Raw genomic sequence first — 25994 nt, forward strand, 5'->3', positions numbered from 1 at the left:
GCTCCTTTACTTTTTAGGCTCCATCGCTTCTCTCATGGCAGCCAGCCCTTCATCGACGCCCCTTATCTTAATAAGCGCGCTTATTTTGGAGGCGTCGAGCGATAGGTCTTTTGGCATCCGCACCGTAAACCCCATCTCCTCCATGCTCAGCGGCACGAGAAGGTCTTCATCCTTATCGAAGGCCCTGGCTATGCGCACGCCCATCTCGTAGTGGCTCAGGCGCTCCGGCCCTGCAAGGTTATACAGCCCTCCAATGTTCTCTTTTACGAGAAGGCTGACTGCCCTGGCAACGTCCTCGATGTAGATGGGCGAGAAGTACATGTCCCTGGCCAGCTCGATCTTCTGGCCATACGTGAGGCCGGACAGCACATACTTTACAAAGTTATCTGGATGGCTGCCGTAGACTTCGCCAAGCCTGAGCGTAAGGTGGTCTGCCGCCTTATCCACCGCCACCTCGCCCATGAGCTTGGTCTCTCCGTACACGTTTATGGGGTTTACATGGTCGTACTCGGTGTATAGGCCGCCGCTCTTGCGGCCGTCGAACACGTAAGCTGATGAGAGATACGTGACGCGAGATTTCAAGGGCAGGGACGCCTCCACGAAGAAACGGACGCCGCGTGTGTTGAACTCCATCGCGTCCAGCCTGTTTTTCTCGCAATACTCGACGCTCGGTATCTCCTCAGTGAGGATGATCTGGCCGGGCTTCGTCTGATTGACTACCCGCGCCACGTCGGCGCTGTTCTTTATGTCGTATCCTATACACCCCGCGGCCGGCGAGGGGTGCTCCTTGTCGCATGCCCACGCGACCTCGCTATCTTTTAAAGCTTCACGTATGGCGGACCCGGCCGGGCCGCAGCCGACGATTAATATCATGCTATAGCTCCTAAGCCGAAATAGCTGGCTTACTATTATAATACTTTGCGTCCAAGAATTTTTTTTATTTATAAATGGGGGCAATCTCATGTCTGGCAGATACAAGGGTAGTTGAGAAGAATAAAGGCGCCAGGACTACGCTGCATGAGCGGCTGGAAAAATTAAAGAGAGGGGCCACATGAGCTACTTTTTGCGGCCACGAGATCCTTCAGGCCTTCTTTTAAGCCGACCTTCGGCGTATACCCAAGCGCTTTTTTCGCCAGCGAAATGTCAGCGTAGCTGTCCTTGATATCGCCAGGCCTTTCGGGCTGGAACTCGGGCTCCAGGCCTTTACCGTATAGGTCTATGACCATGCGGGCCAGCTCGTCTATCCTCGTGGCTTTACCTGTGCCGCAGTTGAATGCCCTGCCCACCGCCTCTTCCTTTTCTAGCATGAGCATCACCATGTCTACCACGTCGTGTACCGAGACGAAGTCCCTCGTCGCGGATCCATCGCCATAAACGATAGGAGACATGCCATGGCTCACCCTGTCAATGAACTTCGAGATGACGCCGCTATAAGGGTTAGAGGGGTCCTGGCGAGGGCTATATATGTTGAAAGGCCTAATCGAGGTTACCGGCAATCCATAGGCCCTATGGAACATAAGGGCATACTTCTCGCCTGATAGCTTGCTTGCCCCATACGGAGACAGGGGCTCCTGAGGATGGGACTCGTCTAGGGGAAGCCTCACGGGGTTTCCGTATGTCGCCGCCGAGCTGAAATACACGAAGCGCTTCACTTCGGCCTTCCTGGAAGCGTTTAAGAGGTTCAACGTGCCCATCACGTTATTATCGGCGTCAAAAACAGGGTCTTCCATGGAGCGCGCCACGAATATCTGCGCGGCACAGTGGATGACCGCGTCGGCCCTGCTAACCAGTATATTCACCAGCCCGGCATCCCTTATGTCGCCCTTCACGAAGTTGGCCTCCGGCGGATAAGCATTGGCCCCTGACGAGAGGTTATCCAGTATCGTGACCACGCAGCCACGGCGTACAAGCTCCTCACAGAGGTATGAGCCGACCTGGCCGAGGCCGCCCGTGAGGAGTACCTTCCTTAAGCGCATAAACAATAGATACGGGCATATAACTTTAAAAGTTACGAGCTAAAGGCTTCCTCTGCTTATGAATAGCCTGATTCTCTCAGGCCTATAAAGCTTAAAGTACAGTATAAAGGTTGCCAATATGGCTATGCCCAGGATCTCTGGCACGTAGGCCCGTGGCTCGTGGAGCAACGCGTAAATAATGTAGCCTGCATAGTTCTCGATATCATACTTAGGGAACTCCCACCCAAGCAATGGCCAGAAAAGGGTTCCCTGGGCGAGCCACATCTGATCCTCGGCGATGTGCAGCAGCGAGCCGAGGGCGAGCGCCTCCACCGCGCCAATTCCACGCCTCTTATTCAAATACATGCCCATGCCGGCCAGGGCTAAGGCGAAAAGCATGGTGTGCCCGAATATACGGCCATTCTGGGGCAGAGGCGCGCCTGCCAGGACGAACCTGTAGTCCAATTTTTCCTTCAGCGATGAGAACACGATGAAAGCGAATAGCAGGGTAATGCCCAGGTGGCCGAAGACAAGCACGCATTATAACTAAAAGTTACACATATAATTAGTTAATCGATAACCAGGCACGAGCCTGAACTCATTTTATGGCTTTTTGTTTTGCCGGGATTTCGCCTTTAACAAGTACACCCGGCCCTATCTGTGACCCGGCCCCTATCACGGCCCCGACGTTTATGAGGCTTCCTATGCCCGTGTGCACGTCATCCCCCATGATACAGCCCAGCTTCCTGCGCCCGCTGTCGACCTTCTGCCCTTTCACGATGACGGGTATGGTCTTTTCATCTAGCCTGAGGTTGGCGACCTTTGTGCCAGCCCCGAAGTTACACCTTGAGCCAATTACGCTGTCGCCCACGTAGCTGAGATGCCCTATCTTCGTGTCATCCATGATGATAGAGTTCTTCACCTCGACGGCGTTCCCGATGTGCACCCGATTGCCTATGCTCGTGAAAGCCCTTATGTAGCAATTAGGGCCGATGTCGCAATTATTGCCGATGACTACGGGGCCGACTATATAGGCCCCATTCCTAACAATAGTTCCCTCGCCAATTGATACCTCGCCTTTCAGGGTGGCAAAAGGCTCCACTATTCCTTGAATTTGGCCCTTCATCTTTTTCAGGGCAAGCTCGTTCGCTGCCAGTAGATCCCAGGGCCTGCCAACGTCGAGCCACTCCTCTTCCATAACCTCATAGCCGACGCTTTTACCAGCATCTATGAGGCGCTGCAGGGAATCGGTAACCTCTATTTCGCCTCGCGGAGACGGCCTGGTCTCATCTATGGCGCTGAAGATCGAGGCGCTGAACAGGTAAATGCCCGCGTTCGCCAGGCTTGAGGGGGGCTCCGCCGATTTCTCGACAATTCGGGCCACTCTTCCGCCATCGGCCACGATGACCCCGTATGGCCTTGGGTCTGCGACCTCCTTGACGGTGACCACCGCCTCCTCCCTCCTCTTCATGAGCTTCTTAAGGTGGGCGGCGCTGACCATGACGTCCCCGTTCATGGCGATAAACCTGCCATCACAGGCGCCAGCCGCCATCCCGAAGGCGTGCCCCGTGCCCATCTGCCTCTCCTGCACGACATACTCGATATCGACCCCAAACTGCGAGCCATCCCCGAAATAATCGATGACGGCCTCTTTTTTGTATCCCACGATGAGCGTGACTTCCCTTATTCCAGCCCGCCTGACCTCATCTATAATATACTCCAGCATGGGCCTATTGGCGATGGGCAGCATGACCTTCGGCCTGCTCTCGGTCAAGGGCCTCATGCGCGTGCCCTCACCTGCTGCGAGTATTACTGCCCGCATCTCATCACACACCTCTTCACCACGGCCTCTGCCTCAGAATATAGCCTGCCGAGCGTCTCCTCGTCCTCTGCCTCGGCCGTTATCCGTACCTTAGGCTCCGTGCCGGAGGGCCTCACCAGCACCCATCCATCCTCGTAGCCAACCCGCAGCCCATCAAGCGTATTAACGTCCACAGCCCTTGAAACGTCCATCTCTTTCTTGATAAGCTCCATGAGATGTGCCTTATCAATATCATGGGAAAGCTTGATGCCGCCCCTCCTGATAGGATACTTTGGCAGGGCGTCGATCGCATCGGAAAGCTTTCCATTCTTGCACACAAGCTCCACGAGCCTGGCAGCCGCGTAGATGCCATCAGGGCAATAGGACATCCTGGGGAATATCCAGGTGCCGCTGGTCTCGCCGCCAAAGTCCGCCCCGGCCCTCCTGACCTCCTCGGAGACGAAGGCGTCGCCGATCCTGGTCCTGTAAATCCTCGCCCCGTTCACCGCCTTTTCCACCATCATTGACACGTCCACGGGGCATGCGAGCGAGTACTTCACCTCATGCTGGCAGAAATAGGCCAGCAATTCGTCGCCCGTCACGAGCCTGCCCTCGTCATCCACGGCCATCATGCGGTCGGCATCGCCATCGTGTGCAATCCCAAGGTCGGCCCCGGACGCTATCACCGCCTTCTTAAGCTCCGAAAGGTTCTCGTCCACCGGCTCCGGATTCCGGGCTGGAAAAAAGCCATCTGGCTGGGCATTTAACGTGATGACGCTACACCCCATCTCCCTGAGCACATAAGGCGTAATGGTCGAGGCGGCCCCGCACCCGCAGTCCACGACAACCTTCAGGGGATAGTGCTCCACGCTCCTCAAAATGGCGTCAATATGGTTCTGGATGGCGTCGTAGCGGGGCATCTCGCTTCCAACATCCCTCCAGCTTACCCCCTTTATATCCTCATAGATGGAGCGCTCCAGGCTGTTCTGCTGCTCCAGAGAGAAAGCCATGCCATCCGGGTTCCAGAACTTGAGGCCGTTGTACTCGGGCGGATTATGCGATGCGGTGACCATGACGCCGCAATCGTATTCCCTCGCCGCATAGGCCAGGGTCGGGGTGGAGACCACGCCGACGCGGGCCACCCTGGCGCCCATTGCCAGAAGCCCCGAGACCAGAGCATCCTCTATCATCTGGCCCGAAGTCCTCGGGTCACGGCCGACCACTATGCTCCTGTATTCTACGCCGAGCGCCTTGCCCGCCCGAAGCGCAAGCTCGGGGGTGACCGCTTCGTTGACGATGCCCCTTATCCCTGATGAACCGAATAGACTCATTGCGCTTTTACTCCACTGTGACCGATTTTGCCAGGTTGCGGGGCCTATCAATGGGGCAGCCCCGGCCCAGCGCTGTATAATAGGCAAACAGCTGCAAGACAATAGAGGACATGATCGGAGAAATATATTCGCACGCGTCAGGCACCCTTACTATGTCTGACGCCTGGTCTATCGTCCAGCCGTTATGCACGACCGCGAACTTTCCCGTGCAATCCTCATGCGGGTGCGCGTTAATCCCGGAAGGCTTGCCATGCGTGGCCCAGCGCGTATGGCCTATCCCCACGGTAGCCATGATGCCATGTGGCACCTTTTCCTTTAAGTTGAAGATGCGCCCGTCCGCGGAATCGTAGCCCCTGTACTCTAGCCTGGCGAGGGATTCGAGCAACACCTCGGCCGTGTTGCCATTTCCAATATACCCCACGATCCCGCACAACCCAGGTCCCTCATAATGCACGCACGTTATCCGGCAAGTTATCACGCACGATGGTGCCTTCCCCGATCTTGCATCTTACCCCAATGGCCTTTCCTGGCTTTATTAGCACACGCCCTGCTACCTCGGTGTTATCGCCTATGGCCGCGCCCATCCTGGCCTTCATGACCACGTTGTCCGCCTCGACCTTCGCATCGTCAGCCTCAATTATGAGCCCCGGCCCAGCAACAACCCCATCCCCTATAATAGAGCTTGAGATGTCACTAAACGAGGCGATTTTGACGTTATCCATGAGTATTGAGTTGGATATGCGCGTGAACGGCTCTATAGTACAGTTATTGCCGATGCTCGTCCCCGGCAATATGACCGCGTTCGGGCCAATCTCACAGTTATCTCCTATTACGACGGGGCCTACGATGTACGAGCCAGACCTCACGACCGATTTCTTGCCAAGCACGACCTCCCCTGATATATGCGCGCCATCCTCCAACCTTCCATCCGCATTTCCCCTCCTCGTTGCAAGCGTTGCGGCGTTCATGTCCAGCAAGTTCCACAGGTACAGGGCGTCCATCCATAGCGCGTTAGTGTGGACCGATTTAATGGCATAGCCTTCGCCGAGCATCTTTCTCAACGCATCCGTTATCTCATATTCCCCTCTTTCTGATATCTCGATCGATTCAAGGTACCTAAAAATTATGGGGGAAAAATTGTAGACCCCGGCATTCACCACTTTGCTGATCTCCTCGCCTTTAGGCTTCTCGAGTATGGCTTTCACCATCTGGTTCTGCGTCTTCACCACGCCATACTCCTGTGCCCTGTCCACCGTGACGGTCAGCATGGCCACGTCGCCATCGCTCACCCGAATGACCTCTTTTATCGCGGAAGCGTCGATGATGTTGTCCCCATTTATGACTAAAAAGCGGTCGTTAATCATATGGGAGGCCTGCCTCAGGGCGTGGGCTGTGCCCAATTGCTGGGGCTGCTCCACGTATGTTATTTTTACGCCCCACTTATTGCCATCGCCAAAGTAGTCCATTATCTTCTCGCGCTTATAGCCCACGACCATTATGATATCGATGATGCCGCTCTCTTTAAGGGCGCTAACCACATACTCTAAAATCGGCCTGCCGCCCACAGGTATCATGACCTTTGGCCGCGTGACCGTTAGCGGCCTCAGCCTACGGCCTTCCCCCGCCGCAAGTATGACTGCTTTCATAAGGATTTATCCTAATATGGTTAGCTACGCTACCCCCTATTAAAAAGGCAATTAGGATGTCATCGTATTTCTATTTATCCATGTTCAGACCAAAACCGTTATATGCTACCAGGACTCTTAGAAAGAGCGTTATTAAAAAGAATTAGATTTTATGAGGTAACGTTCATGGCAAGATTCCCTGAAGCTGAGGCTAGAAAGCTAAACGTCCTGATCTGCAGGAAGTGCAACGCGCGCAACGCTTTACGTGCGACCCGATGCAGGAAATGCGGCTATACCGGCCTGAGGCCTAAGAAGAAGGAGCTTAAAGCGTAAATTTTTTAATTCTTTTACGAGCCGACGATTATATCGTCCTGCCCTGAAGGGCCCCTTTCTTTTAATATCTTCTTGAGGGCGGCCTTGTCGTATCTCTGTTCAAGGGCATACTCGAGCAGGTGCACGTAGGCGTCCTTGATGGACATGTCGTGCTCGACAGCGAACTTCTTGACCTCTTTATGGAGCTTCTCGGGGATATCCGCCTTTGACATACTGCAATGTGGTATGTCATATCTGATATATAAGCTATCACCTCGTTGTCCGGCGTTTCATCACTTTTGGCATGGCCCCAAAAATTATTTATCGTCCATGCGCATATTTTTATCACATGAAAGGCATCGACGGGCTGGAGCTGAGCCCCAGGAAAAACGAATACCTAAAATATTTACTGGAGAAAGGGGGCATGGCGCACACGACCGACATATCGGCACACTTCGACCTGGACCCGTCGACGGTGACTAAGGCCATCAACGAAATGTCTTCCACGGGCCTCATCGAGCACATGCCCTACAGGGGCGTCTGTCTCACGCCGCGGGGCAGAGAATACGCGACATTTTTGGTAAGGCGACACAGGGTATTGGGCTTAATGCTCTCGCATTATGGCTTGACGCCCCGCGAGGCCTGTTCTGAGGCGTCAAAGCTGGAAAGCTACGTATCCAAGGACGTGGTGGACAAGATCTGTAAATCGCTGGGCCACCCTAGCATGGGCATATGCGGCAGGATTACCCATGATAAGTGCTGCTGCTGCCCCGACGATGAGTGAATTTAGCATGAGCGAGATATCCTCTCATATCCCCGACCTTGACCTTATCACGTATTATGGCGAGAAAGGGGACTCCGTGTTTAGCCGTATCAGCCCCTGGACTAAGGCCATAATGCTGGTCATGATAATATCATTCATAACGGTCTCAAGGAGCGTCCTCCTCCTGTCCGCCCTATACCTGGCGACGCTAGCCGTCTATTGGCTGGCGGGGCTGCCCGTTAAAAAATTATTCCAGTGGTATGCGCTTCCAATCCTCTTCGTAGTGTCGCTGGTCCTTTTATTGATGTGGAACGAGCCCGGCACGCCGTTATTCTCCTGGAGGCTGCCTTTAATAACCATAGCCCTGACCGATAACGGCATACTGCTCGTCGCCACGCTACTCCTCAAGGCGCTGATATCCGTGACCTACTCGCTATTCTTCCTCATGACCACCAGGTATTACCACTTCTCCGCCATGGTCTATAAGCTGTTCCCGTACCCGATTGACCAGATATTCTTAATGTCTTACCGATTCATTTTCACCACGCTAAAGATGGTCGACTCCATGCTAAAGGCGCTCCGCTCGAGGGGCGGTGGGCTGGTCAAGAGCGCCAGCAGGCAGGGCGGCATGTTCGCCGAGGTGTTCGCGTTGACTCTCATAAGGTCGTACGACCGGGCTGAGAGGATAAATAAGGCGATGGAGTCCAGGGGCTATAGCGGGAAGTACGTCGCGGCCGCTAATGTGCCGCCTATCGGGGCGGCGGAGCTATTGTTTTTGGCAATAACCGCGGCGTCGTTCATATATGTGGCAGTCTTTTTAAAGCTGCCTCTCTGAAGGTGATATGGTTGGCGATGACACCGCAAAAAAAGCAGGTTTGTATTCATGGGCCTGGCGAGCTGATTCACGTTGATTGCGCCAGCCATGTGTACCCTGATGGGAGCGTCGGCATCCACGATATGTGCTTCAGGGTGATGGAGCGTGAGGTCGTGGCGCTTTGCGGCCCTAACGGCTCGGGTAAATCCACCCTTATCGAGCACTTGAACGGATTGCTATCGCCGTCCAGCGGCTCCGTGGCCGTCATGGGCAGGGACATGGGAGGGCTGAAAAAGGATATCTGGCGCTACGTCGGCGTGGTCTTTCAGCGGTCCGACGACCAGCTATTCGCGCCCACGGTGCTGGATGACGTCATGTTCGGGCCTCTCAACATGGGCATGTCCGTTGAGGATGCGAGGGCGGCCGCCATTGACGCCCTTAAAGCGGTCGGCGCCATGGGCCTCGAGAATAAGGTGCCAGCTTATTTGAGCGGCGGGCAGAAGAGGCTCGTTTGCATAGCCGGCGTGCTGGCGATGAAGCCGAAGGTCATAGCCATGGATGAGCCTACGTCTGACCTGGACCCGCAGCATTCTGAGGCCGTTGAAAAGATCATACTCGGCTTGAGAGAGAATGGCGTCAGCGTGGTGGTGGCCACCCATGACCTTGACATGGCCGCGAGGATAGCCGATCGAATCTGCATCGTCAAGGATGGCTCCATCATAGCCGAGGGTCGCCCCTCCGAGATATTCTATGATGAAGAATTATTAAGCATGGCGGGCCTTAAGCCGCCGGGCGTCGTGCGCATATGCCAGGAAATCCTTAAAAGCGCCGGCGTTGGGCACTCGGAGCGCCCCGTGACAGCCGATGAGCTCGTCCACCTGATATCAGGCCTCATAACTAAACGTTGACCTTCCATGCCATTAAATCATGAGCGTCGCCACTAATTTGGTATCTGGCCAAACCTTTATATCCTCATGCGGCGTAAAATATCCTGGTGGGGAGGTCACAAATGGCACACATACACCTCGAAGACGGCTCGTTCACAGTATTCTGGGCCATCGCATGGTGGCTGGTCGCTATAGCCGTCATAAGCTTGAGCATAATATGGCTAAGAAAGATAAAGAAGGTTGACGGCCGGATCATCACCGTAGCCGGGCTGTGTACGGCCGCCGCATTTGCCATTTTTCAGATAAGCATACCCATCGCCGGCGGCGTGCACCTGAACCTTACCCCGCTCATCGGCATACTCACGGGGCCGGCGGTCGGCAGCCTTATCGTGCTCATCGTCAACATTTTCTCCGCCGCCATAGGCCACGGCGGCTGGGGGCTGATCGGCGCAAACTGCCTTATAAACATCACTGAGCTAACCTCTGCATATTTCATCTATAAGGGAATGGAGAGGCTTACAAAAAGCGTTTTCGCCCGGGCTGGCGTGGCAACGCTGCTGGGCCTCTTCATCGGTAACGTGGCCATGATAGCAATCATACTGGCATCAGGCATACAGGGAGTGAATCAAAGCAAAGCAGACATCCTCTGGGGCCTTTCTCTGATCGCGGGCATAAACATGATGGTCGCGGTAATCGAGGCAGCGGTCACCGGATACGTCATATCTTATATAAGTAAGGTTAGGCCAGACATGCTGAAGGAGGCCTTATACGCCTGAAAAAAATAACATGGGACCGGCCATCTTTATAGTTTTAATTTTTATATTCATTGCCGTGGGCATATCCGCATACCTGATGTCAGGAAATAAAGGCATCGAGGAGAGGTTCAGCCAGGCGCTGGGGCTTGGCGAGGGCGGAGAAGAGGAGGCTGGAGGAGGCCTGTTCGGCTTCAAGGTCGAGGGCAACATCCTGCTATATGCCATAATTCTTGTAGCGCTTATCATCGTTTGTGCCGTGTTGATAAAAATATTCAAGGTTTAGATGGCCGGTACCTGGCCGCCTCCGGCTCCTTCAGGCCGTGGCCGGTGACCAGCGAGACCACTTTCAGGCCCTTTTCTATCATACCGTTCTCATACGCCTTCATGAGCCCGGCCGTGCTCAATGCGCCCGACAGCTCTGCAAAAATGCCCTCCTCCCTGGCAAGCATGTCACGCACGCGGATTGCCTCATCGTCAGAGACCGCTATTCCGATGCCTCCCGACTCCCTCAGCGCCTTGAGCGCCCAGCTCCCATCCAGAGGGTCGCCGCAGGCCACCGCGTCCATGAGCGTGTGCGGCTGGACAGGCTCTATAATCTCCTTATTGTCTTGAAATGCCTTAACGACAGTATTACAACCCTCGGCCTGCACCCCCAGTATCCTGGGCAGCCTATCGATCAGCCCCATCATCTTAAATTCTTTCAAGCCTTTCCATATGCCATGCAAAAGCGTGCCATTCCCTATAGGGCACGCGATGTAATCGTAATCAGTGCCCAGCGCGTCCGCTATCTCAAAGCCCACCGACTTCTCCCCCTCGCTCCTGTACGGATAGTCGCCCGCTAAGTATACGCCCCTCTTCTCAAACTGGCTTCTGGCCTCAAGCGCAGCGGCAGTATAGTCTCCCCTCACTCTTTTAATGATCGCCCCATGCGCCTCCATCTGGAGCAGCTTAACCTCCGGAGTGCTCCACGGCACGTATATCGTACAGCCGATGCCGCCCCTTGCACAGTATGCCGCCACGCTCGCGCCCATGTTGCCCGTAGACGCCAGCACAAGCTCGCGGGCACCATACTGGCAGGCCTGCGATATCTCCACTGTCGAGCCCCGGTCCTTAAAAGACCCGGTCGGGTTGAGGCTCTCCATCTTAAATAAAAGCTCTCTGCACCCCGCCTTTTTAGCAATGCTCCTCGACTTAACAAGGCTGGTGCCTCCCTCACCCATGGTAATGATATTCCTCTTATTAAGGCCCGGATAAAACTCCCTGTACCTCCAGTGGCAAAACGTCCTCTTCCTGAGGTCTGCCCAGCTAATCCTGCCGGCAAGCTCTCCATAGTCGTATACTATCTCAATGCTGTCCCCGCAGTCGCACCTATACCTTAGCTCGTCTTTCGGGTATTTCCTGCCGCAGCGGGCGCACTGGAGGTGATCGATTCGCATAGCCTTATGTTATAGTCCAGGATGGCAAAAAACTTTGGCGACGTTTTTATATTAAAAGCCAGTACTTTTGAGGATAGGCTAAAAGTACTTGTCGCAATAGTACCAGGTGCATACTTCTGGCTTGGTATCCTGTATGCCGCAGTAGTACTTGTCGTCTTTTAAAACCAGGAATGGGCATTCTTTCTCATTTTTCCCTTCTCTGTCCACCCACAGGCGGCCGCCCTTCACCTCTTCGTTCTTTATTTCAATGTCAACATGTACTAGTATGTCTTCCCTTTTCTCCAGGCGCCACCTTGCGATGTCGAGCGGCGTGGCTTCCAGCCTCATCCCGTATTTTTTGCAGCAATAGCCGCACTGTATGCATCCGCTCATGGTCAGTTGTAGTATACGTAGCCCATAACCATTTCGGTTTTAAGCCAGGCTCGCCAAAAACGCTTATTATGCCTGTCGGCATTTTAAAGCATATGAGCCATTTCACCGCATTGACGATAGCGGGCTCGGATTCTGGCGGGGGCGCTGGCATAGCAGCCGACCTGAAGACCTTTCAGGCTCTGGGGGTGCATGGCACCTGTGCCATTACGGCTATCACCTCGCAAAATACCCTTGGCGTGCAGGCGGTTTTTGACGTGCCGCCCCGGGTGATAGAGAGCCAGATAGACTCGGTCATGGCGGACTTCGAGGTCATATACGCCAAGACTGGGATGCTCTCCAGGGTGGAGACCGTTGAGTGTGTGGCACGCAAGGCAAGGGATTACGGGCTGAAGCTCGTGGTGGACCCGGTCATGGCCGCCGAAGCCGGGGGCAGATTGCTTAACCAGGATGCAGTAGAAGCCTTAAAAGAGTTTATGCTGCCCCTGGCCGAGGTAGCGACCCCAAACGTTTTCGAGGCATCCGCCCTCTCGGGCATCCTGGTTAATGACGTCGAGTCCGCCAAAGAGGCCTGTAAGGCCATCCATGCCCTGGGAGCCAGGCGAGTCGTGGTGACGGGGGGCCATATTGGTGGCATTGACGTGCTATACGATGGCAGCTTTAAGGTCTTTAGAGGCGAGCTCGTTAAGGGGGGCACGCATGGCACGGGCTGCACGTACTCGGCCGCAATAACCGCTTACCTCGCCAGGGGCGAAAGCGTTGAAAACGCCTGCTCTAAGGCGAAGGAGTTCGTCAGGAACGCCGTGACGAGGTCCATGGACGTGGGCCATGGGGTGAGGCCCGTGAACCCAGGCGGTATTAAATAATCTAAAGTCAAAATATAGGTGGATGTGAACTAGTGTCTGACGGCATTGAGGAGATTGTGGTGCCATGCCCCTGCTGTGGCAAGCTCCACCGAGTTAAGGCAAAGGAGATCAGGGAAAATAAGTTTGTCAAGGTGGACTGTGGTGCAACCCTGGGGAGCGTGGGACTGCTGAGGCGCCTGGAAGAAGCCGAGAAGAGGGCGGTGGAGCGCAGGGGAAGGCTGTACAAGCTATAAGGCTTTTTTGAGATCGAAAGCCCAGCGGCTTACTCCGGGGGCCACATTTCCACAGCGGCGGCACAGCACTACTTTAAGGCCCATGGCTTCATACTGCTTTATGAGGCCCTCGATCTGGCTCTTTTTCTTGAACGTGTAAAAGTGGAGCATGCCGCTCTCCTTCACCATCAGGGCAAGCCTCTCCAGGATGTTATCCATGCCATACGGCGTCGGGATGACCACCCTATCCGCGGACAAGCGCAGCATATCGGGTATAGATAGGGCATCGCCATTTATTATATCCACCGCATCACCTACGCCATTCAGGCGGGCGTTCAGCCTCATCCATCTGCAGGCTTCCGCGCTTTTCTCCACGGCTATCACACGACACCCCTTCGCAGCAATCGGGATGGCGAACGGCCCCACGCCGGCGAAAGGTATCAGCACGGTCTCCCCTGGCATAGCGCTCTCGGCTACACGATGCCTCTCATAGCTTAAGTGCCGGTTGAAAAACACCCTCGTCACATCAAACCTATAAGTAAAGCCGTACTCCCTGTAAGTGGCTATAGCATCGTCGCCTTTGAGTACCTCGAGCATGGGCACTCGCTCGCTTCCCCTGACCTTTGAGAGCTTGTTCAGCACCACCCTGACGTTTTTACGCTTTGAGAGGATGGCCTCCGCCGCTCTCTCTTTATACTTGTCCATGCCAGGAGGGAGCGAAATTATGGCAACGTCACCTATGATATCACAATAAAAGCCTGGCTTGCTAAGCTCTTCAGGCGGGATAACATTAGAGAGGTCTTCCTTTAAGCTCATTTACATGGATGATATGCCGCCAATGGCATATAGATGGCGACGATTACCAGCGCCTTAGCATGCATATCGGCTTCATGAAACCCATTCTTAATTTTTTGATGCCTGGCGAAAATATTAATTGAACATGAGAGATGAATGGTCGATGGATTATATGAAATACATGATACAAAAAACGAGCCAAACGGGCTACATCAAGGTGGTTGAGGGTATTACTCGTAGGACGCTGGTATATGGGAATAGCACGCTAATGGCCGAATTTTGCTTAGGAAAGGGGCGGACACTGCCCGTGCACAGGCACCCGCACGAGCAGACCGGCTACCTCGTGTCCGGCCACATCATACTGACCATCGACGGAAAGCCGCACGACATGAAGCCCGGCGATAGCTGGGCCATACCAGGCAACGTCGAGCACGGCGCTGAGGTCATTGAAGATTCCGTGGCCATCGAGGTATTCTCACCCGTAAGAGAGGACTATAAGCCATAGCCTTATCACTTTTTAGGCGGTATCGGCTCTAGCTCTAAGCCTTGACCAAAGTACTTTTTAGTTTCAAGGGATACGACCCCGCTTAGCGCTGCCAGGGCTACAAGGTTCGGTATAGCCATCAGCCCGTTGAAGAGGTCCGCTATCTCCCACACCAGCCTGACGCCCAGCACAGAGCCGGCAAACACGCTTATGAGGTATAGCGCTTTAAAGCCATTCTTATGCCTGTGCCCAAAGATGTAGGCCGAGTATTGCTCGCCATAATACGACCATCCGATGATAGTCGAGAAGCCGAAAAGGATGGTGGATGTGAGCACGATGAAGGCGCCCGCAGGGCCAAGCGTGCGTGAGAACGCCTCAGTAGTCAGTGCAGTGCCGGTGAGGCCGTCATCCCACATATCACTCGAGAGCACCGCGAAGGCTGTTATTGAGCAGGTGACGAGGGTGTCGATAAACACTTCCAGCATCGCCAATAGCCCCTGGTCAACCGGTGACCTGCTTTTTGAGGCCGCATAGGCGACAGGCGCGCTCCCCAGCCCCGCCTCATTGGTGAATACGCCCCTGGCGACCCCGTACCTGATCGCCTCCACGACAGAATAGCCAAGCGCCCCGCCTGCTACGGCGTACGGCGAGAAAGCGTACTGAAATATGAGGCCGATGGCCCCAGGTACCCTGTCATAGCTGGCGAGCATGACAAGCATCCCGCCTCCAACATAAAAAATCGACAAGAATGGGATCAGCCATGAGGCTACTATGCCAATCCGCTTAATACCACCGATGATGACCAATCCGGTAAAAAGTGTAAGGGTCAGCCCGACCAGTATGCCGATCGCAGAAACCTGCCCGATGATCGGCAGGGGCATGGCCCAATCAACGCCAAGCTGGTAAGAGATGCCATTCGCAATCGAGTTCGCCTGTGCCATGCCGCCTCCCCCAACCGTGGCAATGGCCGCGCATCCCGCAAATGCCAGCGCAAGCCATCTGTTCTTCAGCCCTTTCTCGATATAGTACATGGGGCCTCCGGCCATGGTCCCATCCGCGTTCCTAACCCTATACTTGAGCGCAAGCACCGCCTCGGCGTATTTCGTCGCCATGCCAATAACGGCTGTCATCCACATCCAGAAGTCAGCCCCGGGCCCTCCGAGCACTATGGCCGTCGATACGCCTGCGATGTTCCCGATGCCCATCGTTCCCGAGAGAGCGGTGCTCAGCGCCTGGAACGGAGAGATATCGCCCTCCCTCCCATCATTTTTCTCATGGATAGAGCGGGTAAGCCTTAATATGGCCATTGGAAATAGCCGGACCTGTATGCCGCCCAGGCGTATCGTTAAAAGTAGCCCGACTCCAAGGATCATGATGAACAGTGGCGCGCCCCAGAGGATGCCATTGGCTGTGACAATCATGCTTTCTAATAATTCCAGGACGCCCATCGACACATCCTGTAGTCAGCCCATGAGGGCATATACCTATCGATAACCTATGTATAAAAAATTTTAAATAGTAGCGCCGCGGGGGCGATTTGAACGCCCGAGCCCTTTCGGGCACAGGTTTAGCAAACCTGCTCCATACCAGGCTTGGATACCGCGACAAAGGATAGCGGACGATACTTTTCGTTTATAGTATTTAAGATTTTCCGGAGCCTGCGTCGGTTTTACTCTTCATCTTGACGGGCAGCAATCTTCGCCAATACGTCCTCCATTGCCTCGAGCTGTTGTAAGATGGCGATAAGCTCATCGGGATTAGCGCTGTCGATGAGCATGTAGACTGTGGGCAGGCTTTCTATGACGTTCTCGAACTTTGCGGCGATGGCCCTCTTGATGGCAGCCTCCTCCTCAGGAGCCATGCCTTCCTGGGGGCCCTTACAATCGTGCTTTTCAGGGGGAAGGTGCTCCTCGCAATAGTACTCGTGGCAGAACTCGCACTCGAATGGCTCCGGCTCGGTTTTCCCGCAAATAACGCATTTCGGCAGCCTGACTGGCCTGGCGACAACGTAGTCGTCATCTCTTTTTGAGCGTGGCACGTACTCGAATGTGCTCGCCCTCGAATAGATGCGAAGCGTCCTCTCTATTTCCTCATCCTTACGCATATCAGCCAAATATTGTCCTCCGCTATATTTTAACGTTAAGGGGGAAGCCGACGAGCTTTACTTCATCGCCAGTTTCAGGTTTGAAGAATATGTAGAGCGGCTTTTTTCCGTCATCAGTAAGCTCTCGAATAATGGTGCCGCTTTCATGGAAAATAAAGCCGATGGCGATGTGGTCGGACGATGAGCCGTGCATGGAAGCTATGACGTGCCTGCCCCCGTACGCATTTGACGCCATTGCCAGCGTCCTGGCAAGGTCGAGCCTGCCGCTCTTAGCGAGCAGTCCGAGGGCCTTCGCCGAGTCGGCATCAGCGGTAAGCAGAATAAACTTCCCCAGCCGCTCATCCTCCTTGGCCTCCTGCACTTTGACAGGCACGAAGCTTGCCGTCGCATTCCAGATGGCAGCCTGTAGCATCAGTGATATCCTGGCATAGGCGAGCTCGGCGCCAAAAGCCGAAGGCGGATGATAGGGGTTAACTACATACCGCTTTGCGGCCTCCATCATTTCCTTATCATGGATATAAAAATCGGCCACCCTATATGGTATCGAGAGATCGGCCATTTCGCCGGCCAGGCTGAAGTAGGCATCATCTACCCACCATGCGAGCGTCTGCCTGGACAATAGCTCATAGTCACCCAGGAGCACGTCCCCATCATTTAGCCTGAAGAGGCTGCAGGTCTTCTCCAGAGCTGGATACTTCGAGCGCACGAATGCCTTCATGTCCTCCGTTAAGGACCAGTAGACGCGCATAGGATACGCCATGCAGGCGTAAGGCCTTGCCTCGTGGACGCTGCACTTATTATCCTTGAGGAATGGGCACCTCCCGTCCTCAGTCTTAATGTATAAATGCAAGGTAGGATTCTGGGTAGTCGAGGCTGTCACGCAGTACCTGCTAAAAAATTCCGCAGGCTCTATCTCAAGGTGCCTGGCCAGCCCGTAGAGCTCATAGGCTGTGAGCTGTACCAGGTCCTGGCTTGCGCAGCATCGGCCGCACATGGCGCACTCGAAGTCCCTTATGACCTTCTTCATCAATTTTGAGGAAGCGACCCCACCATAAATAGTTTTGTCATGGCGAAAAATAGAAAGGATTAATTCTTTTGCAGCCCTTATTTGAGTGTTATGAAGGCTATCATCATTTGTGAGTCGGTGTCGCATGGTAATACCCTAAAGGTGGCTAACGCGATAGCTGAAGTCATCGGGGCTAACGTGGTCAAGCCCGCCGAGTTTGATGCTGGGACCGCCTGCGATTATGACCTGATAGGGCTCGGATCGGGCATTTATTATGGAAAGCACCATAAGAGCTTGATGGAGCTTGCTGAGAAATTACCGAATTGCAGGAAGAGCGTTTTCATATTCTCGACGAGTGGTAAGGGCGCTATATCACAGCACAGGCACCTCAGCGACATCATCTCTAGAAAAGGCTACAGGAATGCCGGGGAATTTACCTGTAAGGGATGGGATACCTGGGGTCCTCTTAAGTATATAGGCGGCATTAACAGGGGACTGCCTAATGATGCCATGATCGAGCGGGCGAGGGAGTTTGCGAGGGGCCTGAAGGCATAGCCATCTAAAAATCATTTTAAATAATAATATATTGAATGCGATAAAAATCAATACAGGTCAAACCTATCCTCGAACGATGGCACCGTAGGCCCTTCCTGGGGCTGTTCTCTGGGCGTTTTATACTTTATGTCAATGGAAAATTTTGCACTACACCAGTAGCCCCTACGGCCGCTTGCCCTACAGATACAGCAGGGCAGCAAGCCCTCTAAATGCGTATTCCTCGCCGCATAAGCCATCCCTATGATGTCACGCACATAGTATACGCCCTCACAGTCTACGTCAGCGCACGACACGAAGGTCACGGAGACGGTGTTGCCAAGGCGATAAAAGTAGGTGCGCTCCACCCTTGAACGATCGTAATAGCCAGCCTGCTCCACATAGCCTTCAACGTCGTCTATTTCTGGAAAGTCGCCCTCCAGGTCAACCATCTCGAAGAAAGCGGAGCCGCCGCCCATATCCGGGGCCATGGCCATACCCGCCCATATATTATGCTCGCGGCATGCTAAAACCTTGGCAGCGAATAAACCGGGGCATCCTTAAAAAGAGCCTATTACAATGCTTGCCAGGGACGGGTTGAGCCAGCTTATGGGCAGCGCAAAGGGCAGCCTTATAAAGCCAAGCTTATTCAAGGCCAGCACGATGGCGATAACGAGCAATATCACGATGATGATAACGGCCACATACTCCAGAACGCTCACCTTGCGGCCAGCCTTCTTAGCCTCGGCGGGCATAGGCTTATCCGTCCTCACCACGCCAAGCTCCTTAAGCATCTCGTCCAAAACGAGCTGAACCTGAGAAGCGCCGTTCTTTCCTATCAAAAGGATCTTATAGTGAAGCTCAGATTTCTTATCGCTCGAAAGCTTCATCCTGTTCACGATATTCCTCAGGCAGGACTCCACTACGCGGTAATCGTCATATATGCCCGTATCCAGCCTGGCTATCTCAAGTGAAAGCCTGTAGGCGAGCGCGGCGGATTCATCGTCTTTCCCGATAGCGTTTAGCAAGGCCCCAACCTTGTCCTGTATCATGTTTAGGTCGGCGTGAAGCATCGGCTGCTCCCTGGAAGCCGGCCTCTTCGCCTCTTCGGCCCCATAGAAGTCGTCCAGGAACGGCTCCATCTGCTTACAATATTTTACGTAGGCATCAAAATTGCCGATAAAATCGAAGCCCTTATCCTCGTAGGCGCCCTTAAGCACCTTGAGCAGGCCGTCCATGAGATAGATTATCTCTTTCTTGTTGCTCGAGCGCTCGGCATCCTTTTTCAGGTCAGTAAAGTCCCTCTCGATGTAGCCCATTATTTCGGGGGACCTGGAAGCCATGAGCTTAATGTATGAGCCATAGAACAGGCGGAACGCCCTGGCGGCCGCGTTGTCCCTCTCGATGATGGAGAGGTCGAAGCACTTAACTGCGAGGCTGACGTTCTCCTTGAATCCCTCCTCGCCAGCACTTATGCCCCTCTCCACGTATATCTTGCCGAGCGAGTTGAGCGTTTCGTATGAAATGAGCATGTGAGGCTTTAGCTGTTCGCCGAGCTCATCTAAAAACTTATCCGCCGCGGCCTTATCCGTGATCTTGCTATAGCCTTTTGCGACTATGCTGGCCAGCGCTATGGTGGCCCACGCCTTGACGCTATCATCCTTAGTGGAGGAATAAATTTCGTATAGCGGCTTGAAAGAGGCGCTTCGGCCCGCTATGCCCAGGGCGTATATGATCTCCTCGCTCGCCTCAGGCCCGCGCAGCCTTAAAGCTTCCAGTAAGGCTGCCTCTGAGTCGGCGCCAATCCTTGCCAGGCTATATGCGGCTATCCACTTTAGCTCCCTATCCTTACTATCCAGAAGCTTTATCAGGGCCGGTATCGAGGCCCTGCCTATCTTGATCAGCGCGTCGCTTATGTGCGAGCGCATTTCCAGGCTGGCCGCCTCGAGGTGGTTGATCAAAGGCTGTACGGCGCGCTCGTCTCCGATCTTGCCCAGGGCGTAGGCGGCGTTCGCCTGCACCCTTGTATCCTCGCTATCGAGGCATTTCACCAGGGGCTCAACCGTGGCATAGCCTATCTCGTAAAGGCCGTTGATGGCGGCCATGTCAAGGTCGTATCCGGTATAAAGCCCGCCGCTATGAAACCTCTGGATGATGGACTCGACGGCCTTCATGTCGTTCTTATGTCGTATCTCGTTGGCGGCGAACCTCACTATAGCCGGGTCGCCGCCCTCAAGCAATGCTTTGACAAGATAAGGGGAGGCTTTAGCATAGTCAATCTGCCTGTATGCCCATAATGAGTATGACCTGACATCCTTGTCCGGGTCTAGGGCCGCGTGGCGTACGAGTGCAGGGACTGCGAGCGGGCTTTTCGCCTTTCCCAGCGTGATGGCCGCGTTTATCCTGACCAGCCTATCGCTATCGTTTAAAGCGTCCACAAGCGACGCGATATAGTCATCCTTAGGCTTTCCCTGGAGCACCCGGATGGCGCCCATCTTCAATAAAACGTCTTTACTCTTAAGCGCTTCCTGTAACTGTTCCCGGTTCCAGCTTTCACTGGGATATTCTGCCACTTGATTCACCACGCCAATATAGAGACCCTTACCCTATCCCCGTTTGTAGTCCAGTTATTTATACTAGTTGGTATTAAAACCTTCCCGTGGCAGGCGACAACTTTATTTTTAAGCAGCGGCATTCTATGGTAAAACATGGCAAACGACAATGGTGAGCGGGTGAAACAATTTTTTATAACGCCGGAAGTCGTCAAATTCATAAGTGAGCAGAAATGCGACTACAGGCTATGCACATCCTGTGGAGGGCCGATACTGTTGCCGATTACCATAAAGAAGCCAAAGCCCAGCGACATTAAAATACCCGTGGGAGGCCAAACCTTATACGTATCCGCCATCCAGGCGAAATATATAGACGTGATCGACGACAGCATGCTGATGACTTATTTATACTAACGCCGCCATTTTTTAATGGACATGAAACGCTTTGAGTACCTTGAGCATACTGCAGACGCCGAGTTCATCGCATACGGGCGGACGGTGGACGAGGCGTTCGAGAACTCGGCCCTGGCGATGGCCAGCCTGATGGTCGACCCGGCGACGGTCTCCGCCAGCGTCGAGAAGGATGTAGAGCTTACGGGCGACGCCCTCGACATGCTGCTCTACGACTGGCTCTCGGAGCTCCTCTACATATTCGAGGTGGACCGGCTGGTTTTCGGCAGGTTTGGCGTCCACGTCACAGAAGGGGGCGAGTACAGCCTCAAGGCAAAGGTGTGGGGCGAAAGCATAGAAAAGCACCCCGACGTTTTTCTGCACATAAAGGCCGTGACGTTCCACGGCCTGCGTTTTGAAAAGAGAAATAATATATACGAGGCACAAGTAGTATTGGACATTTGAGCGGTTGATGATACATGGTGCAGGCAGATAAAGTGAATAAGGTGTCCGAGGACATCTGGGAGTTGCCCATGGACTATAAGCCTGGCATGAGGGTGCCGGGGCGGATATTTTTATCGGATAGGCTTATGGAGGGCCTTGAGAGCGGCACCCTGGAACAGGTCGCGAACGTGGCGACGCTCCCCGGCATCCAGAAGTACTCCATGGCGATGCCGGATGCGCACCTGGGCTACGGCTTTCCGATAGGCGGGGTTGCCGGGTTCGACATTGAAGAAGGCGTTATAAGCCCCGGGGGCGTCGGGTTCGACATCAACTGCGGCGTGAGGCTATTAAAATCGGAGCTTGAGGTCGGGCAGGTGCGCCCCGTGGCGAGCGGCTTGATAGATGCATTGTATTCGGCGGTGCCGTCCGGCCTCGGCTCCGAGTCGAAGCTGAGGGTGACCGACGCGCAGCTTGACGAGGTGTTCACGCTTGGGGCGAGGTGGGCAGTCGAGAACGGCTATGGCGTGAAAGCAGACCTGGAGCACTGCGAGGAGAATGGGGAGATGAAGGGGGCGGACCCCTCGAAGATAAGCAAAAAGGCGAGGGACCGCGGCAGGCCCCAGCTTGGCACGCTGGGAAGCGGCAACCACTTCTTGGAGGTACAGTACGTCGAAAAGGTGTACGATGACGCGGTTGCGAAGGCTTTCGGCCTTTGGGAGGGCCAGGTCACCGTCATGGTCCATTGTGGGTCCCGCGGCGCGGGCCACCAGATATGCACGGACCACCTGAAGGTCCTGGAGAAGGCCTACGTGAAGTATGGCATCAAGCTATACGACAGGCAGCTCGCCTGTGCGCCAATAAATTCAAAAGAGGCCCAGGATTATTTTGCGGCCATGGCGGGCGGCGCCAACTATGCGTGGGCGAACCGCCAGGTCATCGCCCACTGGGTCCGTGAGACTTTCAACCGCTTTTTCAAGGATGACCTTCGGATGGACCTCTTATACGATGTCGCCCATAACGTGGCGAAGTTCGAGGAACACATGGTTAACGGCGAGAAAAAGATGCTTTGCGTCCATCGTAAGGGCGCCACGAGGGCGTTCGCCCCCGGCCGCCCAGAATTGCCACCGGCGTACCGCGACGTCGGCCAGCCCGTCATCATACCTGGCAGCATGGGTAGCGCCTCATACGTGCTCGTCGGCACGCGTGAAGGCATGGATCTCACCTTCGGCAGCACCTGCCACGGGGCTGGGAGGGTCATGAGCCGCCACGCCGCGATAAAAGGCATAAGGGGCAGCGAGATTAGGCGTGAGCTGGCGGAGAGGGGCATAATCGTCAAGGCCCCCAAGGATTCCGCCATCGCCGAGGAGGCGCCCGAAGTTTATAAGGAGATAGGCGATGTCGTCGAGGTCGTGCATAGGCTTGGCATCTCTAGGAAGGTGGCCAGGCTGGTGCCCATAGCGGTGGCTAAAGGCTGACGGTTCCTGGCTCATTCGTGGGAAAATAATTTAAATTAAACTGCTAACCATTTTTATGGATAAAATGGGTAGAAAAGACATTTGTGAGGAGCCACCGGAGATTATCGTGCCGCAGCACCCCGACTGTAACCCTGAGTTCGAGGAGTGCGCCCATGATAACAGGATATTAATCGACCTGGTTTCCGGCGAATTCATCAAAAGAGATGCAGACCCGCACTTTACTAAGGGATACGAGCTTTACCATATGGGCATGATTGATGACGCCCTTGTCGAGCTTGACGCGTCCCTGAACGTCAACCCCAATAGAGCCGAGGCTCACCTTCTTATCGGGGACATATACGAGAGAAGGCGGATGTTCGATGAGGCAATAAGTGAGTACAATGAAGCCCTCAGGCTCTCGCCGGAAGACGGCACTATCAAGCTTAAGCTGGAGATCGCTCTCAGCCAGAGGGCAGGCGGACGCGTCTAAAAAACGCAGCTTATAATAGCATCATCATTCAACACAGTTATTTAGCACAGCATTTAAAAGCCTATATTTTTATATGGATGCGCTGCTTAAGCTTACAGCCCTGGCAGGTCTTATCTATGGATGGCTCGCCACAAATCTCACACCTTTCCAGCGGAACCTGCCTGTATTTCTCCTTAAGGCAGTCCACGATGGAGTCGAAGCCACGCATTATCGAGTACTTGGTGCCAGGGTGCCTGGACTCAAAGTCGTTGAGCATGTCCTTGACCTCGCCCCTCAAGGACTCGTGCGCATACGGGCACTCTCCCAGGTAAAATGGAAGCTTCTTCAGGAAGGCGTAGAGAGCTATCTCTCTTTCAGGAATATCCATTAAAGGCTTAATCCGGGGCACCAGGCCCTCCTGTATGCGGGATGGCCTCAGCCTGGCCAGCCTCTCCACGTCGCCGTTCAATACGTTAAGGAGGACCGTCTGGGCGTCATCGTCCAGGTTATGGCCGGTGGCGAGCTTGTTGGCCCCGATCTCCCTTGCCTTCTTATTCAATAGCATGCGCCTGAAGACTCCGCAATATGTGCATGACGCCTCCTTGCGCTCGCGCTTTAGCATGTCGTCCAGGGTGCAACCTACTTCGTCCTTGAAAGATACGACTACGTGTGGCACTCCGAGCCGGTCGCAAAGCTCCTTTACCTTAGGTATGGAAAAATTACGGTATCCCTCGATGCCTTCGTCTATCGTTATCGCCGTAAACTTTATTTCAGGCCTCTTCCCGAAGGTCTCCGCCAGTATTGACAGTGTGGCGGCGCTATCCTTGCCACCGCTCATGCCTACGGCTACATGGTCCCCCGGGATGACCATCTTTTCCTGTCTCATGCGCTTCTTGACCTTGCGCTCTACATCAGCTATCTCGTGGGCAGCGCAGAGATGCATGCCCGAGTATCTCTGGTAAATGACCGCTTCTTTGCCGCACTTGTCGCATTTCATTTGAGCCTCACATGCTTACTACTAATATAAATCCATTATGTTGAAATTGCTTTGTTGGCTATGCTGGCTATAATTGTGATATTTTTTTAGCATGAAAAAACAATGGTCGGGCAGATGGCTCTTTTTCTAACGGCTAAAAGGGGGCATACGCCGCGCGGAGCGCTCGAGTTAAAAGCGAAGCCCCCCTCAGCCTCTAAAAATAAATCCATCTACTCGACCATCATCTTAATAATTAAACACGGCACATCTTGCGAGTAACGGGTTGATACAGGTGATTGCTGGGTCATTCGAAACGCTATCAGAGGCATGGTACTGGGCCATAAAGGAAATATATACGAAAGGGCTGCTCGTGGACACCGAGTATGGGATAAAGGCCAGATGCGTTAATGGCATGCTCCTTGAGATAAAGAACCCGGTACAGGTGTGGCACAAGAAAGACCCGTTCTGCAGCAGGGACCGAATAGAGTTCTACAAAAGGCAGTTTAAGCGCGAGTCAGCGGGAAAGCACGGCTTCGAGTACACGTATATAGACCGTCTGGTGAACTATGAGGGATTCGACCAGCTAAAGTGGATGAATGAACAATTACAAAAAAAGCGGTACGAGTCGAAGCGCATCCAGGCCATAACCTGGATGCCGAAGGTGGACTGCCTTAAGAAGGAAGACCAGCCATGCTTCCAGCGCATCTGGGTGTTCCCCCACAGGAACAACAGGCTGGACGTCCACATTCATTACCGCTCGTGGGACATGTTTAAGGCCTTCGAGGCAAACCTCATCGCCTTTCAGGAGCTGGTCAAGGACGAGCTAATCGGCCCCACGGATTTCATAATGGGCACGCTTCGCTGCTTTGGCGATAACGTTCATATATACGAGGATGACTTTCAGGCCGTAGAAGAAGCGATCAGGTAGCCTTATAGTAGCCCATGTTTAAGCCTCAGAAGCTTCTGGACGGCCTGGATTAGCTGCTTTTCACTTATCAAAGCGTCCATGGGCTTCTGCAGTAATTCGGCGTCTTCTCTCCCGAGGTGCCCTTTTGTCTCAAGCTTATCTAATGATAGCTCTAAAAAGCCCATGGCGATTTGCTCTTTATTGATGGCCTCGCTGATGGCCTGCTCCACGTATGCGCCTTCATCCGCAGGGGAGGCAGAAAGCATATCGCTGTAGCGCCTGAGCAGTAACAGCCTCCAGAAGCAGCAGGCCAATTTGAAGAGCCGCGACTCGTCAGATGCGTCATAGCCAGCGTCCTTGCCACATGCTTCCACTACGGCCACGACGTTCATGCCATCGAAGACAGGTACGCCTATGAATCGCGTCGCAGGCGCCTCCCTAACTGTCGATACGTCGTTTACGATCACCGGCCTGCGCTGTAGCACCGGTTCAGCCCATATCCCGCCGTCATATATGTTCAGCGCGTGAGGCCTGGCCGGTATAATGCCCCTACAATCCATGGAGCCATATAATGTCAGCTTCTTATCGTCATGGCTCATCAGGCCCACCACGCCGAACCGGCTTCCGGTAAGCCTGGCCGCCTCCTCAGCGGTATAGGCTATGATCTCCTGGCTCGACGCATCGTGCATGTCGTCCAGCTTTAAAAGAACCCTGTCAATATCGTTGAATCGCTCGTACATAATACAATAAAAAGGG

32 protein-coding genes, 1 tRNA gene and 1 pseudogene are annotated in these 25994 nt (G+C 54.1%); 15 read left to right on the forward strand and 19 right to left on the reverse strand.

All coding sequences use genetic code 11. From position 1 onward, the window contains the following. Nucleotides 1–6: 6 nt before the first annotated feature. From MTC_RS10000 to glmU (MTC_RS10030), 7 genes and pseudogenes are all read right to left on the reverse strand, one after another. Nucleotides 7–873 carry an SDR family oxidoreductase gene (locus MTC_RS10000; protein WP_014406578.1) on the reverse strand — a complete coding sequence of 289 codons (867 nt, stop codon included), beginning with the start codon at nt 871–873 and terminating at the stop codon, nt 7–9. Nucleotides 874–1034: 161 nt separating this feature from the next. Then, on the reverse strand, nt 1035–1976 hold the full coding sequence (locus MTC_RS10005) for an NAD-dependent epimerase/dehydratase family protein (protein WP_014406579.1): 942 nt from the start codon (nt 1974–1976) through the stop codon (nt 1035–1037). Nucleotides 1977–2015: 39 nt separating this feature from the next. Continuing rightward, nucleotides 2016–2492: a metal-dependent hydrolase gene (locus MTC_RS10010; protein WP_014406580.1), complete on the reverse strand. Its 477-nt coding sequence runs from the start codon at nt 2490–2492 to the stop codon at nt 2016–2018. Between the two features lie 61 nt (nt 2493–2553). Then, on the reverse strand, nt 2554–3777 hold the full coding sequence (glmU, locus tag MTC_RS10015) for a bifunctional sugar-1-phosphate nucleotidylyltransferase/acetyltransferase (RefSeq protein ID WP_014406581.1): 1224 nt from the start codon (nt 3775–3777) through the stop codon (nt 2554–2556). Next, complete coding sequence (gene glmM / locus MTC_RS10020) at nt 3765–5087, reverse strand: phosphoglucosamine mutase (protein ID WP_014406582.1); 1323 nt, start codon at nt 5085–5087, stop codon at nt 3765–3767. Before glmM ends, glmU (MTC_RS10015) begins: the two co-directional genes overlap by 13 nt. A 178-nt stretch (nt 5088–5265) precedes the next feature. Further along, nucleotides 5266–5520 (reverse strand): annotated as a pseudogene (locus MTC_RS13850) (glutamine--fructose-6-phosphate transaminase (isomerizing)); the annotation flags it as partial. 10 nt (nt 5521–5530) lie between these two features. Continuing rightward, nucleotides 5531–6733, reverse strand: coding sequence for a bifunctional sugar-1-phosphate nucleotidylyltransferase/acetyltransferase (gene glmU / locus MTC_RS10030; RefSeq protein WP_014406584.1), 1203 nt, complete (start codon nt 6731–6733; stop codon nt 5531–5533). 165 nt (nt 6734–6898) lie between these two features. On the opposite strand from glmU (MTC_RS10030), the gene MTC_RS10035 reads away from it, so the two are divergent. Continuing rightward, nucleotides 6899–7045: a 50S ribosomal protein L40e gene (locus MTC_RS10035; RefSeq protein WP_014406585.1), complete on the forward strand. Its 147-nt coding sequence runs from the start codon at nt 6899–6901 to the stop codon at nt 7043–7045. Nucleotides 7046–7059: 14 nt separating this feature from the next. Here MTC_RS10035 and MTC_RS10040 read toward each other — a convergent pair whose 3' ends face one another. Continuing rightward, entirely contained in the window at nt 7060–7257 is a 198-nt protein-coding gene (locus tag MTC_RS10040; RefSeq protein WP_014406586.1) for a hypothetical protein, read from the reverse strand. Between the two features lie 116 nt (nt 7258–7373). On the opposite strand from MTC_RS10040, the gene MTC_RS10045 reads away from it, so the two are divergent. From MTC_RS10045 to MTC_RS10065, 5 genes are all read left to right on the forward strand, one after another. Further along, nucleotides 7374–7808 (forward strand): metal-dependent transcriptional regulator, encoded by a 435-nt coding sequence (locus MTC_RS10045; protein ID WP_014406587.1) that lies wholly within the window; start codon nt 7374–7376, stop codon nt 7806–7808. Between the two features lie 7 nt (nt 7809–7815). Beyond that, nucleotides 7816–8622, forward strand: a complete 807-nt coding sequence (gene cbiQ, locus MTC_RS10050; protein WP_014406588.1) for a cobalt ECF transporter T component CbiQ — start codon at nt 7816–7818, stop codon at nt 8620–8622. A 17-nt stretch (nt 8623–8639) separates the two neighbouring features. After that, on the forward strand, nt 8640–9509 hold the full coding sequence (locus MTC_RS10055) for an energy-coupling factor ABC transporter ATP-binding protein (protein WP_014406589.1): 870 nt from the start codon (nt 8640–8642) through the stop codon (nt 9507–9509). Between the two features lie 101 nt (nt 9510–9610). Continuing rightward, the gene (locus MTC_RS10060; RefSeq protein WP_014406590.1) at nt 9611–10264 is read left to right on the forward strand and encodes an energy-coupling factor ABC transporter permease; all 654 of its coding nucleotides are present in this window, start codon (nt 9611–9613) and stop codon (nt 10262–10264) included. Nucleotides 10265–10319: 55 nt separating this feature from the next. Continuing rightward, the gene (locus MTC_RS10065; protein ID WP_143767130.1) at nt 10320–10526 is read left to right on the forward strand and encodes a hypothetical protein; all 207 of its coding nucleotides are present in this window, start codon (nt 10320–10322) and stop codon (nt 10524–10526) included. Here MTC_RS10065 and thrC read toward each other — a convergent pair. Beyond that, nucleotides 10516–11679 carry a threonine synthase gene (thrC, locus tag MTC_RS10070; RefSeq protein WP_014406592.1) on the reverse strand — a complete coding sequence of 388 codons (1164 nt, stop codon included), beginning with the start codon at nt 11677–11679 and terminating at the stop codon, nt 10516–10518. The two genes, MTC_RS10065 and thrC, sit on opposite strands and share 11 nt — an antisense overlap. A 78-nt stretch (nt 11680–11757) precedes the next feature. Further along, a complete protein-coding gene (locus tag MTC_RS10075; protein WP_014406593.1) occupies nt 11758–12051 on the reverse strand; it encodes a YkgJ family cysteine cluster protein in 294 nt (97 codons plus the stop codon). A 92-nt stretch (nt 12052–12143) separates the two neighbouring features. Between MTC_RS10075 and thiD the strand changes: the two genes are divergently transcribed. Then, on the forward strand, nt 12144–12914 hold the full coding sequence (gene thiD, locus MTC_RS10080; protein ID WP_048189647.1) for a bifunctional hydroxymethylpyrimidine kinase/phosphomethylpyrimidine kinase: 771 nt from the start codon (nt 12144–12146) through the stop codon (nt 12912–12914). Nucleotides 12915–12946: 32 nt separating this feature from the next. Further along, nucleotides 12947–13147 carry a hypothetical protein gene (locus tag MTC_RS10085; RefSeq protein WP_014406595.1) on the forward strand — a complete coding sequence of 67 codons (201 nt, stop codon included), beginning with the start codon at nt 12947–12949 and terminating at the stop codon, nt 13145–13147. Here MTC_RS10085 and MTC_RS10090 read toward each other — a convergent pair. Continuing rightward, nucleotides 13142–13942: a class I SAM-dependent methyltransferase gene (locus tag MTC_RS10090; RefSeq protein ID WP_014406596.1), complete on the reverse strand. Its 801-nt coding sequence runs from the start codon at nt 13940–13942 to the stop codon at nt 13142–13144. The two genes, MTC_RS10085 and MTC_RS10090, sit on opposite strands and share 6 nt — an antisense overlap. A gap of 160 nt (nt 13943–14102) precedes the next feature. Between MTC_RS10090 and MTC_RS10095 the strand changes: the two genes are divergently transcribed. Then, nucleotides 14103–14426, forward strand: a complete 324-nt coding sequence (locus tag MTC_RS10095; protein ID WP_048189648.1) for a cupin domain-containing protein — start codon at nt 14103–14105, stop codon at nt 14424–14426. A gap of 5 nt (nt 14427–14431) precedes the next feature. Here the strand turns inward: MTC_RS10095 and MTC_RS10100 are convergent, their stop codons facing one another. The 4 genes from MTC_RS10100 to MTC_RS10115 form a co-directional block, all read right to left on the reverse strand. Beyond that, on the reverse strand, nt 14432–15853 hold the full coding sequence (locus MTC_RS10100) for an alanine/glycine:cation symporter family protein (protein ID WP_014406598.1): 1422 nt from the start codon (nt 15851–15853) through the stop codon (nt 14432–14434). Nucleotides 15854–15927: 74 nt separating this feature from the next. Continuing rightward, nucleotides 15928–16011, reverse strand: a tRNA-Ser gene (locus MTC_RS10105). A gap of 63 nt (nt 16012–16074) precedes the next feature. Then, nucleotides 16075–16509: an AN1-type zinc finger domain-containing protein gene (locus tag MTC_RS10110; protein ID WP_048189332.1), complete on the reverse strand. Its 435-nt coding sequence runs from the start codon at nt 16507–16509 to the stop codon at nt 16075–16077. A 22-nt stretch (nt 16510–16531) separates the two neighbouring features. Beyond that, the gene (locus MTC_RS10115; RefSeq protein ID WP_014406600.1) at nt 16532–17536 is read right to left on the reverse strand and encodes a YkgJ family cysteine cluster protein; all 1005 of its coding nucleotides are present in this window, start codon (nt 17534–17536) and stop codon (nt 16532–16534) included. A gap of 90 nt (nt 17537–17626) precedes the next feature. Between MTC_RS10115 and MTC_RS10120 the strand changes: the two genes are divergently transcribed. Continuing rightward, on the forward strand, nt 17627–18070 hold the full coding sequence (locus tag MTC_RS10120) for a flavodoxin family protein (RefSeq protein WP_014406601.1): 444 nt from the start codon (nt 17627–17629) through the stop codon (nt 18068–18070). Between the two features lie 47 nt (nt 18071–18117). On the opposite strand, the gene MTC_RS10125 is transcribed toward MTC_RS10120, so the two are convergent. Continuing rightward, nucleotides 18118–18537 carry a hypothetical protein gene (locus tag MTC_RS10125; RefSeq protein WP_014406602.1) on the reverse strand — a complete coding sequence of 140 codons (420 nt, stop codon included), beginning with the start codon at nt 18535–18537 and terminating at the stop codon, nt 18118–18120. 69 nt (nt 18538–18606) lie between these two features. Continuing rightward, nucleotides 18607–20619, reverse strand: coding sequence for a HEAT repeat domain-containing protein (locus MTC_RS10130; RefSeq protein WP_048189335.1), 2013 nt, complete (start codon nt 20617–20619; stop codon nt 18607–18609). 135 nt (nt 20620–20754) lie between these two features. Here MTC_RS10130 and MTC_RS10135 point away from each other — a divergent pair, with 135 nt between their 5' ends. From MTC_RS10135 to MTC_RS10150, 4 genes are all read left to right on the forward strand, one after another. Further along, entirely contained in the window at nt 20755–21012 is a 258-nt protein-coding gene (locus MTC_RS10135) for a hypothetical protein (RefSeq protein WP_014406604.1), read from the forward strand. 15 nt (nt 21013–21027) lie between these two features. After that, nucleotides 21028–21453 (forward strand): archease, encoded by a 426-nt coding sequence (locus MTC_RS10140; protein WP_014406605.1) that lies wholly within the window; start codon nt 21028–21030, stop codon nt 21451–21453. A gap of 14 nt (nt 21454–21467) precedes the next feature. After that, entirely contained in the window at nt 21468–22907 is a 1440-nt protein-coding gene (locus MTC_RS10145; RefSeq protein WP_014406606.1) for an RtcB family protein, read from the forward strand. Nucleotides 22908–22971: 64 nt separating this feature from the next. Then, on the forward strand, nt 22972–23376 hold the full coding sequence (locus MTC_RS10150; protein WP_237705898.1) for a tetratricopeptide repeat protein: 405 nt from the start codon (nt 22972–22974) through the stop codon (nt 23374–23376). 61 nt (nt 23377–23437) lie between these two features. Here MTC_RS10150 and MTC_RS10155 read toward each other — a convergent pair whose 3' ends face one another. Then, entirely contained in the window at nt 23438–24352 is a 915-nt protein-coding gene (locus tag MTC_RS10155) for a TIGR00269 family protein (RefSeq protein ID WP_014406608.1), read from the reverse strand. A gap of 271 nt (nt 24353–24623) precedes the next feature. On the opposite strand from MTC_RS10155, the gene MTC_RS10160 reads away from it, so the two are divergent. Beyond that, nucleotides 24624–25259: a thymidylate synthase gene (locus tag MTC_RS10160; RefSeq protein WP_143767248.1), complete on the forward strand. Its 636-nt coding sequence runs from the start codon at nt 24624–24626 to the stop codon at nt 25257–25259. A gap of 2 nt (nt 25260–25261) precedes the next feature. Here the strand turns inward: MTC_RS10160 and MTC_RS10165 are convergent, their stop codons facing one another. Further along, nucleotides 25262–25978 carry a GAF domain-containing protein gene (locus MTC_RS10165; protein ID WP_052322810.1) on the reverse strand — a complete coding sequence of 239 codons (717 nt, stop codon included), beginning with the start codon at nt 25976–25978 and terminating at the stop codon, nt 25262–25264. Nucleotides 25979–25994 lie beyond the last annotated feature (16 nt).

Origin of the sequence: Methanocella conradii HZ254 (assembly GCF_000251105.1) — an archaeon.
Lineage (GTDB): Archaea > Halobacteriota > Methanocellia > Methanocellales > Methanocellaceae > Methanocella > Methanocella conradii.